Source organism: Larsenimonas rhizosphaerae (assembly GCF_023700005.1).
Taxonomy (GTDB): Bacteria; Pseudomonadota; Gammaproteobacteria; order Pseudomonadales; family Halomonadaceae; genus Larsenimonas; species Larsenimonas rhizosphaerae.
The window spans coordinates 1,090,854-1,104,949 of the sequence record NZ_JAMLJK010000001.1 but is presented as its reverse complement, the minus strand read 5'-3'; the positions used below and the strand labels follow the sequence as shown (position 1 = coordinate 1,104,949).

Sequence of the window (14,096 nt, the reverse complement as noted above, 5' to 3'; positions counted from 1 at the left end):
CGGAGACAATCTCATGCCGCAGTTTTTCATCAACCGCCCGGTCTTTGCGTGGGTCATTGCACTGTTCATCGTGCTGGTCGGCGTCATCGCCATTCCGAAGCTGCCCATCGCCCGCTATCCGTCGGTGGCGCCGCCCTCGGTAACCCTCTACGCCACCTATCCGGGGGCCACCCCGCAGACCCTCAATGACTCGGTGGTAAGCCTGATCGAGCGCGAGCTTTCCGGGGTGAAGAACCTGCTGTATTTCGAATCCTCGGTGGATACCTCGGGCACCGCGCAGATCACCGCCACCTTCAAGCCGGGCACCGATGCCGAACTGGCCCAGGTGGACGTGCAGAACCGCATCAAGGCGGTCGAGCCGCGTCTGCCCCAGGCCGTGCGGCAGAACGGCCTGCAGGTGGAGTCTGCCGCCTCGGGTTTTCTGATGATGGTGGGCATGACCTCCCCCACCGGACAGTTTGATGAGATCGAGCTGAATGACTATTTCGCTCGTAACATCGTTCAGGAATTGCGTCGTATCGAGGGTGTCGGGCGTATACAGATGTTCGGTGCCGAACAGGCCATGCGGGTCTGGGTCGATCCGAACAAGCTGACCGCCTATGGGCTCACCATGAATGACCTGGCCCAGGCCATCGAACAGCAGAACGCTCAGATCGCCCCCGGCCGGGTCGGAGACGAGCCCACCGTGCCGGGCCAGCGCCTGACCATCCCGCTGACCGTGCAGGGACAACTGAGCACGCCGGCGCAATTCGCCGCCATCGTGCTACGGGCCGAGACCGACGGCGCCAGGGTGGTGCTGGGCGACGTGGCGCGGATCGAGCTGGGCGCCCAGTCCTACGCCTTTTCCAATCGGGAGAACGGCGTGGCGGCCACCAGTGCCGCGATCCAGCTCTCTCCCGGAGCCAATGCAGTGCGCACCGCGTCAAGCGTACGGGCGCGGCTGGCCGAACTGGCGCCGAGCCTGCCGACAGGCATGACCTACTCGGTGCCGTTCGACACCGCGCCCTTCGTCAAGGTCTCCATCGAGAAGGTGATCTACACCCTGTTCGAGGCCATGGCGCTGGTGTTTCTGGTGATGCTGCTGTTCCTGCAGAACCTGCGCTACACGCTGATTCCCGCCATCGTCGCGCCCATCGCCCTGCTCGGCACCTTCGCGGTGATGCTGCTGGCAGGCTTCTCGATCAACACACTGACCATGTTCGGCATGGTGCTGGCCATCGGCATCATCGTCGATGATGCCATCGTGGTGGTGGAAAACGTCGAGCGGTTGATGGTGACGCAAGGGCTGTCGCCGAAAGCCGCGACCCTGCAGGCAATGCGGGAAATCACCGGAGCGATCATCGGCATCACCCTGGTGCTGACCGCCGTGTTCATCCCCATGGCCTTCGGCAGCGGCTCGGTAGGGGTAATCTACCAGCAGTTCACCCTGTCGATGGCGGTGTCGATCCTGTTCTCGGCCTTCCTCGCGCTGAGTCTGACGCCCGCGCTGTGCGCCACGCTGCTGCGTCCGGTAAGCGCGGATCACCATGCCAGACGCGGCGTCTTCGGCGCCTTCAACCGTGGCTTTGAGCACCTCACGGCACGTTATGGGGCGCGGGTGATGCGCCTGGTCGGGCGCAGTGGGCGGATGATGCTGGTGTTTGCCGTGCTATGCGCGGTATTGGTCGTCGGCGCCCGACAGCTCCCCTCCTCCTTCCTGCCCGAGGAGGACCAGGGCTACTTCATGACCTCCATCCAGTTGCCCACCGGCGCCACCAGCGAACGCACGCTGGACATGGTCAAGCGTTTCGAGACGCATGTGGCCTCGCGCCCGGCGCTGGACGCCAATCTGGTGGTGCTGGGCTTCAGCTTTGCCGGTTCCGGCCCCAACGCGGCCATGGCCTTCACCATGCTCAAGGACTGGGACCAGCGCCAAGGTGCCACCGCCGCCGAAGAAGCGGCGCTGGCGCAGCAGGCCATGGCGGACAATGTCGAAGGCACGGTGATGAGCCTGATGCCGCCGGCCATCGACGAGCTGGGCACCTCCTCCGGCTTCACCCTGTTCCTGCAGGATCGCGCCAACCGGGGCGAGGACGCACTGCTGGCCGCCCAGGCACAACTGCTGGCACTGGCATCAAAGAGCAAGGTGGTCAGCGATGTCTACCCCGATGGCCTGCCCCCCGGCGAGAGCATCCGTCTGGAGATCGACCGGCAGAAGGCCGAGGCCATGGGTCTCTCCTTCGGTGTTGTCAGCAACACCCTGTCGGCGGCCATGGGCTCGCTGTACGTCAACGACTTTCCCAATGCCGGGCGCATGCAGCAGGTCATCCTGCAGGCCGACGCCACGGCGCGCATGCAGCTGGACGACGTGCTCGGCCTGCGCGTGCGCAATGCCAGTGGCGGCATGGTGGCGCTGCGCGAGGTGGTGACGCCGGTGTGGGGCGAGTCGCCGCAACAGATGATGCGTTTCCAGGGCTATTCCGCCGTGCGTATTACCGGCGGGGCGGCGGCGGGTGTTTCCAGCGGTGCGGCGATGGCCGAAATGGAGCACCTCGCGGCGCAGCTGCCGCAGGGTTTCGCCGTGGCCTGGACCGGACAGTCACTGCAGGAGCGCCAGTCAGCGGCGCAGGCGCCGCGGCTGATGCTGCTCTCGGCACTGGTGGTATTTCTGGTGCTGGCCGCGCTTTACGAGAGCTGGTCGATCCCGCTGTCGGTCATGCTGGTGGTGCCGCTTGGCCTGCTTGGCGCCGTCGCCGCGGTGATGCTGCGCGGCATGCCCAATGACGTGTTTTTCAAGGTAGGAATGATTACCCTCATCGGCCTGTCGGCGAAAAACGCCATTCTGATCATCGAGTTTGCCCGGCAGCTGCACGCTGAAGGGCGACCGCTGATCGACGCGGCGGTGACCGCGGCGCGCCTGCGCCTGCGGCCAATCCTGATGACCTCGCTGGCCTTCACCCTCGGCGTGGTGCCGCTGATGCTGGCCTCCGGTGCCAGCGCCGAGACCCAGCACGCCATCGGCACCGGTGTGTTCGGCGGCATGATCAGCGGTACGTTATTGGCGATATTCTTTGTGCCGGCTTTCTTCGTCTTCGTGATCGGGGTGCAGCAGCGCCTGGTGGCATGGCGCGCTCGCCGCAATGAACGTCGTCGACCCTAGGCACGGCAACATGTGCCCCCCGATACCGGCCAGGAGCTGATGTCCATGTTTTTCGTTATTCCGCGTCGCTGGCTGATGCTACTCGCCGTCATGCTGGCCTTTTTGCCGGTGGTCATCGACATGACCATCCTGCACATCGCCGTGCCATCACTGACCTTGGCGCTGAGTGCCTCCGCCAACGAGGTACTGTGGATCATCGACATTTACCCCCTGTTGATGGCGGGACTGCTGGTCCCCATGGGAACACTCGCCGATCGCATCGGTCATCGGCGGCTTCTGCTGACGGGGCTGGGCATCTTCGGGACTGCGTCGCTACTGGCCGCCCTTGCACCGACCCCCGCCCTGCTGATCGCCGCCCGCGCGCTGCTCGCGCTGGGGGGCTCGATGATCATGCCGTGCGTGCTGGGCATCATTCGGCGCACCTTCGAAGACGAAAGGGAGCGCGCCATGGCGCTGGGGCTCTGGGGCGCGACAGGGGCGGCCGGCGCCGCGCTGGGGCCGCTCATCGGCGGTGCCCTGCTGGAGCATTTCTGGTGGGGGTCGGCCTTTCTGATCAACGTGCCGATCATGCTGGTCGTCATGCCGCTGGTCTATCTTTTGCTGCCACGCACCGAGGAGACGACATCGGGTCAATGGGCGCCCTGGCAGGCGGTACTGCTGATCGCCGGCATGCTCTCGCTGGTCTACGGCATCAAGGCGGCTTTCGGCGCGACACAGCCGCTGTACATGGCGATATCAGTGGCGCTGTCCGGCCTTGTCCTGCTGCTGGCCTTCGTGCGTTTGCAGTTACGCGCCCCGCAGCCCCTGCTCGATCTCTCCCTTTTTTCGCGCCCGGCCATACTGGCCGGCATCATCATGGCCGTGGTCGCGAGTGGCGCACTGGCCGGCGTCGAGCTGACGCTGGCCCAGGAGCTGCAATACGTCATGGACAAAACGCCCCTGCAGGCCGGCATTTTCATGATCCCGATCATGGCCGCGGCAGCGCTGGGCGGCCCGGTCGCCGGCCACCTCTCCCATCTGTGCGGCCTGCACGCGGTCGCCAGCCTGTCACTGGTGATTGCCGCCGCCGCGCTGGCAGGCCTGGCCCTGTCCGATTTCCATCACCCCGGGCTGACGGTGCCGCTGCTGCTGGCGCTTCTCGGGCTGACCCTCAGCATCGGCCTGACGGCCTCGTCCATCGCCATCATGAGTTCGGTAGACGCCAGCAAGGGCGGCGCGGCGGGTTCGATGGAAGCCACGGCCTACGAACTCGGCAGCGGTCTGGGCATCACGCTGTTCGGTGTGTTTCTGTCCAGCGTGTACAGCCATACCATTGTCCTGGCGCTCGACATGACGCCCTCCCAGGCCAGACACGCCGCACGCTCCATCGGTGATACCCATGTGGTCGCGCGTGACCTCGCCGAGCCTCAGGCCAGGGCGCTGATCGAAGCAGGCAAGGCGGCCTTTTCATCCAGCCATTCCATCCTGCTGATGACGGCGGCGGCACTGCTTGCAGCACTTTCCATAGTGGTGGTCTATCTGCTCAGAGAATATTCAACACATCAGGAACACTGACCCGTGCAAGGCGCACCAAAGGCCCGGAACAATGCCGCGCCAAAAGCGGCAGCAGCTCCCGTTCAGGGTTTTCGGGCTGGAGGACTAAAGAAAGTAAACCTCAGCAGGAAAGCCACCAGCAATGCCCTGGTGCGCCTCCGTGGCCATCATGAGGAGCTGACCCACCCCTGCAGATCGTCAGAAAGGAGCTGGTGATCGTCTCCGGCTGGCTGTCCGATCGGGTCGTAAACGATCAATTCTGTACTTGCTGGCGAACGCCCTCGACCGAGGCGTGAACGTTCATATTGCCCACGGCGCGAGCGACCGCGACGGGCAGCACCGGCTGTCGGATACAGCTCTTTAAAGGCCCATCAGAAAACGTGGTGATCCAACTGGCCACGGCGTGCAGGCGTGATGGGGCGAGACATACGGGCGTGAATAGCGCGGTTGGTGAGGTGGCGCAAGGATGGGCTGAATAAACAGTCGTGCGCCGTTCCATGCCAGGTATGGCCGCTGATTAAAAATTGTTCGCCACGCATTCACGGAAGCGGCATCCATATAAAATTTATTCAGCTTCATTCATTCTAAAAAACTAATGGGGTATGGTTGGCCTGACTTCAACACAAACCAAAGTGAACGGCCAAGAATGAATACCGAGAGCAGCGCTCAACAAAAAAACTCAAGACTCCCTTCTAAACTTATAACTGCAATGGGCGCTGTGCTCAGTGCCTGCTGGGCTATTATCACATATATGTTTCCCGACCCTTCCACCCTGAACTGGGGGTTTATCAGCTGGGAAGGGTTTATCTATTTTTGCGCTGCTTTTTTCCTTATGAGCGCCTTTTTTATAGCTTTCATCACTCGCAAGATGCCTCGCCTTGTGAAAAGCACTGTTGGCATTATTCTCGCTCTATCGCTTGCACTTTCCTTTTTTGTTCTTGGCAAGGAATATGCAAAACCTTCCATGGGCTTTGCAAAACAGGACATTATTGAAAACAACACGCCAATGTTTACTGGCGCCCGAGTGGAAATGATCGATGCGTTACGCGTCCGTCTGGTCAACTGTAATATCATCGCGCAGACACCATCCTGCACGCTTGAGCTCACCAGTACCAATGGCGATAGAAAGATAGGATTCAGCTCTCACACTACTTTTTTCGAGCCTAATGGCGGGTCACTTGATCTCGAAAAAATATTTATTGGCAATAAGGAAAGCCGCAGAACTTACGGCATTGAACTTGCCAAGGGGCTTCCCACACAGGTTACTCTTGTTTTTCAGTCAACTCAGAACGACATCGATCACATCCCATCAGTTAAACTGGTAATGCAAGGTCTTGAAAACCGAAACCAGGTGATCAAGTTCAATGATTTAAAGTCTGGCTAATTACTCATCAAAAAAAGCCCGGCGCATATGCGCCGGGCCTTTAAAATCCTGCGGATACCGGTAAGTGGACTCGAACCACCGATCTACGCATTACGAATGCCTTGCTCTGCCAGCTGAGCTATACCGGCGAACCCGGAAATTATTTCAGCCAGTCCTTTTTGCCTTGCCTACTCCCTGTGGCAGAGTAGCGATTCCTTCACTGCTTGAGCGCCTCATGCCCCCTGTGATCGCCACTTTGCTCTTTATGCTCACGGCGCTGGCAAAAGTCGTCTTTATTGCCATGGCGAAAGCAGTCATGCCAACCGCGCAGACCTCAAGCAACGAGTAGCCGAGCGTAAAATCCGACTGATGGTGGCCACCGATGCCGCCTGTGAAGGGCTTAACCTTCAGACTCCAGGCACACTCATCAACGTTGACCCGCTGTGGAACCCAACCAAGCTTGATCAGCGTATCGATCGCATCAAGCGATACGGCCAGAGCCGTGATCGTGTTGATATGCTTAACCTGGTCAATCAGGAAACCGTTGATGAAAAGGTTTATGAGCGTCTCTCGGAGCGCATGCGCGACAAGTTCGACCTTTTTGGTTCACTGCCGGACAACATCAAAGACGAATTGATCGATCAGATCGAGGAACTGGGTGAGCTGATGGATCAGTACATTGAAGCGCAAAAGAAAGAAACCGGTTTCGATATTCGCTACAACGCCACGCTTCGACCCGATGACAAGGACTGGCGAGATTGCTCTAGTGTATTGTCTCAGCGAGATTTCGAAACCATCATGCAGAAGGGATGGGCTTGAAAAACAGTCACTCAGTTAATGGTTATTTCGAACGAGACAGTCGGCAGCTGCGCAAGAATTGTTTCTCAATGCGGAAACTGCCTACGGTTCGATACAGGCAGCCCTGCTGTCTCAGCACCAATCAGGCAATTCCGTTCCAGATCAAAGGGCAACACCCACAGTTTCATTTGTGGTGAAAACTCAAACACTTCAAGCGGTTCGTTAAATACCGTGTGGGCAGGATAGATCAGCACTACGTCACCCTGTCCTTTCAGGTATTTGTGGCCATAGGCAAAAAGCTGATAGAAATCGGCTTGGGAAAGGCCATAGTTTCGATTCCGAGACTCAGCATTTAGACGTTTCCACTTCGTATCCAGCACCCAGCAGCGGTTGCCCTGGCTTAATAGAAGATCAGGACGCAACTGGAAGAAATTTCCTCCTTCATGCCGGCAGAGCCAGGCACTGGCTGCCTGCATTTTCAATCGAGTATCGGATGATTTTGTCCGCTCCAGATAACGAGCGACGTACTGTTCGAACAACTGCTCCATGGGGAAAAGAAGGCTCATGCCGTACTGCTGTCCGGCAACTGCGATCGGCATGGTCTGGTCGAGCATGAGCTGGCACCACGGGCGCACTGCCTGGTAATGTGCCATCAGGCGATCGGTACGCCATGCTCTAAAGTCCTGCCGCGGGTCATGGCTGGCCGGCACTTCGGAAAGCATACCTCGCAACTCATGGGCCAGCCGCCAGCTACTGCTTACCTGAGTCGATTTGCATACCCGTTCCAGTGCGAGTTTGAGCAGGCGATTTTCCGGCCGGTTCGGCCCAAAGAGGTCGTGACGTATCCGGAAATGATGCTGTTTCCCAGGTGGCTGTCGCATCTGTCCCACCACATCAAGCTGGCCACGTAGAAACGGTTGCTCCTCTTCGACACGTCGGTAATCAAAACGCACTCCCCGTTTGACGACATGCTCCAGTGCTTCAAGAAACTGTCGCATGACCCATTCAGAAAGAGGCGCATCAAACAGCTCAAGCGCAGCAGTGCCTACTTCACGCGTTGGCAGGTCAAGCGCTGCCTGAATCATCCGTCGCAAAAGCCGACGGCCTTGTGCAATGTCATCCGTGGATTCAAAGTGCTTTGGCAGGATTTCAAGACAGGTACCGCACGGCGCTTCCAGTACGCCGACATAGTTGTCGAGCCGTAGCCAGCGTCGACCCTCTACCTGAATCAGACTGGCACCGCCCCGCCCGAAGGACTCATTAAGCTGGCAAAGCCAGTCAAACACCGTGACCGAGACATGGGCACGATCCAGACCGGGATTATCTATTGGCTCTGTTGTCAGCCGGGCATATTCCCTTACCGTGATCCGTGTTGTCACGTTACATCAGCCTCAGAAACAGGATCCTGCCCGGTCGCTATCCCCGCACCATGAATAATGCTGGCGTAAGCTGTAAGACGCTCGAACGCGTCGTCATTTAGGCGCCAGGGCAGGTGGTGTGCCGGCAGACTCACTGACTCACCGAATAGCCCGTGCACATTCTGACGAGGTTGATACACAAAGCGGTCTGCGGCCTTCTTGCGGTGATCATTCAACACCCATTGAATGCGTTGCCAGTCTTCAAAAAAATATTCCTGCAGCAGAGGCAATATCTGATGACGAAAGATCAGTGCCAGTCGCGAAAGCTCAGGCTCTTTCTCCAGTGGCATAAAATACGCATGGCCCAGACAGTGCTCCCGATCCAGCAGCACTTCGATTCGCTGATTCAGAATACGGAGCAGTTCACCGATGTTGATACCTCCTACGACGACCTGATCCAGAAGCTCCGGACGCGGCGGCATTTCACGGAACACAAAGCGGCGCCGTAAAGCGATATCCAGCCCCGCCAGTGAGCGGTCAGCAGTATTCATGGTGCCGATCAGGTAGACGTTACCGGGTACGCTAAAGTGCTCTTTTGAGTAAGGCAAAATGACTGAAAGCGCCTCGTTGGCTTCCGCACGCTTGCCTCCTTCAATCAGAGAAATCAGCTCGCCAAATATGCGCGAGACGTTACCGCGGTTGATCTCATCAATAATCAGGACAAATTTTTCCCGCTTGGCCGGATCAGCTGATGGGGCTTGGTAAGGCGGTAGCCCACACTCTTCCTCCAAATATAGAAGCACACCCTTGACGTAAGACGCGTTATAGATATCACCTTTGTCGCCTGTTTCGTAATACTGACGAACCAGCTTTAAATTGGCACGATGCCCCTTTCCAGTTGACTGAGAGCTTTGAGGAAAAGCCTTTAATGTTTCTCCCCCAAAATAGGTGGCGTCAAAGGGGTTGCCCTGAATAGTCTGCATTTTTAGCTGCCCATCATTTGCGGCGGCTTTTTCCTGTAAACGTTTTAACGCTTGATCAAAAGGGTCGTTCGTTTCGGAACGTCCAGAGCTGGCGCGGTCACATAGCCTTTTAAACAAGCCGGGCTCGACATCATATTGAAGCTGCCCTTCTACTTGGGTAGCACGCAGACCTTCGACAAAATCCTCGTAGCTAAAGCTTTGATGAAAGGTCACAAAAGATACCTGTCCCCGCTCTGCCAATTCGTCAAAGCGTAATTTTAGCGCCGCTCGATCACCTTGATGTGCTTCCAGATAGTCGGCATCCAGAATTTCAAGCGCGGCGTTGACAGTGCCATGAGTTTTTCCAGTACCGGGAGGCCCGAAAAGAATTTGATTGAGAGACAAGTGACGATCAGACATTGCAGGAAATTCCTTATAGCGACAATAATCTGCTGGCCAGCGCCCTGAGCGTCCCACCTGCTGCTCATTCCGAAAAGCTGCCGCAAACTCTTCGCTTTCAAAGCGAGTTACCAATGCCTCGTCCAGCGGCTGCCAGCTTTCATCAGCTTCCGAGACGCGTTTGTTCAGCTTTATCAGAAGCTGATCATCCCGCGCATCAACATTTGCCAGTACGGACGCTGTCCCATTCTCCAGATCGTTATTCCGCCCGACACGAACGGGACCTTCGTGAGCCGACTTCACGGTCCACCAGTCCCACCCCTGATGGTGAGTTGCACTGACCAGTCGATCAAACAAGTACTGCTGCGCCTCATCCCGAAGAGCACTCTTCAAACGCGACACGCCCTCAAAAGAGCGCCATAGCTCATCGAAATCGTCCGATAGGGGCATCTTTTCCTCCATGACAAAATATTGCCGTCCCTGAAGCTCACCATGATCATGACTGGCGGCCATGTTTGGCAGGCTCTACTACAAACCCAGATATTTAAGCATTGGCCCAGCTCAAGCTGGCCAAGCTCGGGCACTTAACTGACGAAACAAGATCAAAGCGGGTGTAACATGCCTCTGACAATAGGAGTAATTATTCAATTAGCAAATTCATCGATATCGTTTTAAACCTGCCAAGGAACTTTCCGTAGCTTTGTAGCCCTGACAGCAACTTGAGATACGAGGGCACCTACAGCTTATATGCTTTAAACAGTAAGTGATCCCATAGGGAGCGATACTAGAGAGGAAGCTGAGCCGCCAGCACGAATGGCATTACTCGGCGGATCCGACAACTATTCAAAAACCACACAGAACTGCCGAGAAGATGCCAGAAATGCAAAGAGCGGTATTCACGGCTTGGCCATGGCAATCACTGCACCGAAAGAGGTGTTGAGGGAACCCGAACTACTGGGGAGAAATCAAAATAGAAACGTTTTTCGCCATGCTTCCCAAATATAGAAAGCGTATTTCAGGACAAACAGGATTGGCTGTAACGTATTTATTTTATTGGTGGGCCCAGCAGGACTCGAACCTGCGACCAAGGGATTATGAGTCCCCTGCTCTAACCAACTGAGCTATAGGCCCTTCAGAAAGGATGCGTATCATAACCAATCGTTGTCTGAGAGACTACCCTTCAGGAACATCAATATCCGGAGTTTTTATGTACATCAAATCATTGGGTTGTGGTCTGCTGCTGTTATTGGCGGGCCAGGCGCAGGCTGCGTGGCAATTTGTTCCCGAGGATAGCCAGGCAACGGCAAGGATAACGGATATCACCGATCAGGGAAGCCAGGTGCATACACATCGTCTGTCGAATCTTGAAGGCAGCATCAGTGACAGTGGCGAGCTGGTTATTCCCATTACCCTTAAACAACTGGATGTGGTTCAGAACCTGGGGACCTTGCCGCCCTGGCTTTCCGATATTGGTAAAAAGCGGCTTGCCACGGTGGCAACTCAGGTCGATACCGCATGGCTGAACTCGCTGAACATCGGGCAATCGGCACAGCACACCATTGCCCTGTCACAGGAAGATCAGCGCTATACCCAAACTGATCATGTGGCGCTGACAATCACTCGCACAGGCGCCAACAGGTTTCATGTTCAAACCACGTCACCGGTGCCAATCGATACACAGGCCGTGATGCAGGAACCAAATGCGCAGACAGTGGTGAGCCTGCTGGGGTACCGCAAGCTGGGCGATACCGTTCCCCTGTCACTGGATGCGACGCTGGTTCAGCAATAAACCTGGCGCCTCATTGCGGTAGCAGGACATGAAAAAACGCCCCGGCCATGCAGAATGGCCGGGGCGTTTTGTATCAGGCTACTGGTGTTCACTCATCCCAGGCCGGGGCGAAATCCGGGCTGGCAATGCGCTCGGCGCGGTCAAGCTCGTCGATCCGGGTCATGTCATCAGCTGTCAGCGAGATCCTGATCGCGTCCAGGTTGCTCTTCTGGTGCTTCGGATTAGTCGATGACGGAATCACGGCGATATCGCGCTGGGAAACCCAGGCCAGGGCAATGTCAGCCGGTGTGGCATCATGTTTCTCGGCAATATCCTTCAGGGTGTCATCATCCATGACCTTGCCAACTGCCAATGGCATGTAAGCCGTTACCTTGATGCCCTTCTCCTCACAGAAATCTGCAACCTTTCTATTGGCAAGAAACGGATGTACTTCAATCTGATTGGTAATGACATTTCTGCCGCCGGGCAGGGTCAACATTTTCTCAAGATGTGCCACGGTGAAATTGGATACACCGATATGACGTGTCAGGCCATCTTCCCGTGCCTGATCAAGCTCGCCGATGTAGCTTTCCATCGGCACCTCATCATTGGGTGATGGCCAGTGAATCAGCACCAGATCAAGATAATCCAGCCCGAGCTTTTCAAGGCTTTCCTTGATCGATGCGGTCACTTCACCTTCGCTCAACCGGTCGTGCCATACCTTGGTGGTCACGAACAGCTTTTCACGCGGAATATCGGAATCCTTCAGGGCGCGGCCCACGGCTGCTTCGTTGTCATAGAAGGCTGCCGTGTCGATATGCCGATAGCCTACCTCGAGTGCGGAACGCACGGCGTTGTAGGCATCTTCATCCTTCATGCGGAACGTGCCAAATCCAATGGCTGGAATCATGTGATCAGCTCCTTGATCGTATTCATGTGCACTACAGCCTAGGCGTCCTGCGCCACATTTCAAGCCATTAGTTTGCTAACATACCATGTCATCCATGGAATGGCCGGGGCTGGCATGCGACAATCCGCTTGCCATCCGGCGTCATTACCCTGTTCAACCGAGGCCAATTCAGGAATTTTCATGATCAAGTGGACGATCGTGACGCTCATCGTCGCCAGTATTCTTTACGTACATTTTCGTGGCCGGGTTCGCCACAAGCCATTTCGCCAGTTATCGGATCATTCATCGTTCATGGCGCCGATCAATGCCTTCATGTACCTGTTTTCCCGGGTGCCTGATCAACCCTACCATCGGCTTGAGACCTTTCCCGAGCTGGCTGCGCTGACCGCCGAGTGGGAAGTCATCCGTGATGAAGCAGAGCAGCTCGAACATCACATCAAGGGCTCGTCACAAAAGGATGATGCCGGCTTCAATTCGTTTTTCCGACGGGGCTGGAAGCGGTTTTATCTCAAGTGGTACGGCGAGAGCCATGCATCGGCCAGAGAGCTATGCCCTCGCACCACCGAGATTCTCTCGAATATCCCGGGCGTCAAGGCGGCCATGTTTGCCGAGCTGCCTGCCGGCAGTAAATTGATGAAACACCGCGATCCGTATGCCGGATCACTGCGCTACCATCTGGGCCTTCGCACGCCCAATGATGATCGCTGCCTGATCAATGTCGACGGTCAAACCTATAGCTGGCGCGATGGCGAAGCCGTGATGTTTGATGAAACCTTCATCCATCATGCCGAGAATAAAAGCGATCAGAACCGCCTGATCCTGTTCTGCGACATCGAGCGGCCAATGAAGTACCGCTGGGCAGCAGCAGTCAACCGCTGGTTCAGCCGCCATGTAATGGCCGCGGCGGCCGCGCCCAACGACGACTCCGATGCCACCGGTGGCATCAACCGTGCCTTCAAGTACGTCTACAAGGTGCGCGAACAGGGCAAAAAACTCAAAAAGCGCAACAAGACCCTCTATTACATCGTCAAATGGGCACTGTTTGGTGGTGTCATTATCTGGATTTTGTTCTGAATGCACCTGCCTGATGCCCTCCTGTCACTACCGGAGCCTTCGTTGCTGCCTTCGGCTCTCGCGGATCAGGGCATCTGGGTTACGTGCCGGTTTGATCCGTCTCGGCTGGAAGCAACTTCCTTTGATGATGCCGGTATTACATTGCCCGAGCGTTTGAAACGCGCCGCCCCCAAGCGGCAGACGGAATACCTGGCTGGACGCTGTTGCGTGCGCGAGGCCCTCAGGGCGCTGGGACATTCACCCGCCACGCCCTTTCGGCTGGATAATGCAGAGGACCGGCGGCCCTTGTGGCCACAAGGGGTGGTGGGCACACTGACTCACAGCCCTGATCTCGCCGGTGCCTGGCTGGCACCGGCTGATCAGTGGCAGGCGCTGGGGATGGATGCCGAACATATCATCCCCGCTCCCCGTGCGGCGCGGCTGCAATCGGCCATTCTGACCGCTTCGGAACAGACGTTGCTTGCCGGGCTGGATGCCGAGGCCTTTGCCCACGCCCTGACCCTGGTATTTTCCGTCAAGGAAAGCCTTTACAAGGCACTTTACCCCCTGACGGGCACCCCCTTTTACTTCATGGATGCTCGACTGGTCTCACAGGATGCGAAAGCACGTACCCTGACGCTTGAGCTGCTCAAACCGCTCTCCCGACAGTGGCCGGCAGGCCGCCGTCTCATCTGCCACTGGCAGCCCTGTCACCACCAGATTATTACCTTTGCCGCAATACCCGCCGGGCAGTAACGCCACGGGCACACCCCGCCTGCAGGAACATAAAGAAACGCCTCTCGACGCCGATTA

The 14,096-nt window shown here is 57.0% G+C and carries 9 protein-coding genes, 2 tRNA genes and 1 pseudogene; 7 read left to right on the top strand and 5 right to left on the bottom strand.

Translation table 11 applies throughout. The features are described 5' to 3' along the window. The first annotated feature begins 13 nt into the window (after positions 1–13). The 3 genes from NAT21_RS04995 to NAT21_RS04985 all read left to right on the top strand — a co-directional run bounded on the left by NAT21_RS04995 (position 14) and on the right by NAT21_RS04985 (position 6,056). Complete coding sequence (locus NAT21_RS04995; RefSeq protein WP_250936182.1) at positions 14–3,139, top strand: multidrug efflux RND transporter permease subunit; 3,126 nt, start codon at positions 14–16, stop codon at positions 3,137–3,139. Between the two features lie 45 nt (positions 3,140–3,184). After that, complete coding sequence (locus NAT21_RS04990) at positions 3,185–4,693, top strand: MFS transporter (protein ID WP_250936180.1); 1,509 nt, start codon at positions 3,185–3,187, stop codon at positions 4,691–4,693. Positions 4,694–5,318: 625 nt separating this feature from the next. Further along, positions 5,319–6,056 (top strand): hypothetical protein, encoded by a 738-nt coding sequence (locus tag NAT21_RS04985; RefSeq protein ID WP_250936177.1) that lies wholly within the window; start codon positions 5,319–5,321, stop codon positions 6,054–6,056. Positions 6,057–6,111: 55 nt separating this feature from the next. Here NAT21_RS04985 and NAT21_RS04980 read toward each other — a convergent pair. Further along, a tRNA-Thr gene (locus NAT21_RS04980) sits at positions 6,112–6,184 on the bottom strand. A gap of 148 nt (positions 6,185–6,332) precedes the next feature. On the opposite strand from NAT21_RS04980, the pseudogene NAT21_RS04975 reads away from it, so the two are divergent. Beyond that, positions 6,333–6,854 (top strand): annotated as a pseudogene (locus NAT21_RS04975) (helicase-related protein); the annotation flags it as partial. 65 nt (positions 6,855–6,919) lie between these two features. Here NAT21_RS04975 and NAT21_RS04970 read toward each other — a convergent pair. The 3 genes from NAT21_RS04970 to NAT21_RS04960 all read right to left on the bottom strand — a co-directional run bounded on the left by NAT21_RS04970 (position 6,920) and on the right by NAT21_RS04960 (position 10,683). Next, entirely contained in the window at positions 6,920–8,212 is a 1,293-nt protein-coding gene (locus tag NAT21_RS04970; RefSeq protein ID WP_250936176.1) for an McrC family protein, read from the bottom strand. Beyond that, positions 8,209–10,065 carry an McrB family protein gene (locus NAT21_RS04965; RefSeq protein ID WP_250936175.1) on the bottom strand — a complete coding sequence of 619 codons (1,857 nt, stop codon included), beginning with the start codon at positions 10,063–10,065 and terminating at the stop codon, positions 8,209–8,211. The genes NAT21_RS04970 and NAT21_RS04965 overlap by 4 nt, the downstream gene beginning before the upstream one ends. A gap of 541 nt (positions 10,066–10,606) precedes the next feature. Next, positions 10,607–10,683 (bottom strand) — tRNA-Ile (locus tag NAT21_RS04960). Between the two features lie 76 nt (positions 10,684–10,759). Between NAT21_RS04960 and NAT21_RS04955 the strand changes: the two genes are divergently transcribed. Continuing rightward, positions 10,760–11,341, top strand: coding sequence for a hypothetical protein (locus tag NAT21_RS04955; RefSeq protein ID WP_250936174.1), 582 nt, complete (start codon positions 10,760–10,762; stop codon positions 11,339–11,341). 88 nt (positions 11,342–11,429) lie between these two features. On the opposite strand, the gene dkgB is transcribed toward NAT21_RS04955, so the two are convergent. Then, a complete protein-coding gene (dkgB, locus tag NAT21_RS04950) occupies positions 11,430–12,230 on the bottom strand; it encodes a 2,5-didehydrogluconate reductase DkgB (RefSeq protein ID WP_250936173.1) in 801 nt (266 codons plus the stop codon). Positions 12,231–12,410: 180 nt separating this feature from the next. Between dkgB and lpxO the strand changes: the two genes are divergently transcribed. Next, positions 12,411–13,304, top strand: a complete 894-nt coding sequence (gene lpxO, locus NAT21_RS04945; protein WP_250936172.1) for a lipid A hydroxylase LpxO — start codon at positions 12,411–12,413, stop codon at positions 13,302–13,304. Continuing rightward, on the top strand, positions 13,305–14,039 hold the full coding sequence (locus NAT21_RS04940; protein ID WP_250936171.1) for a 4'-phosphopantetheinyl transferase family protein: 735 nt from the start codon (positions 13,305–13,307) through the stop codon (positions 14,037–14,039). The last annotated feature ends 57 nt before the right edge of the window (positions 14,040–14,096 follow it).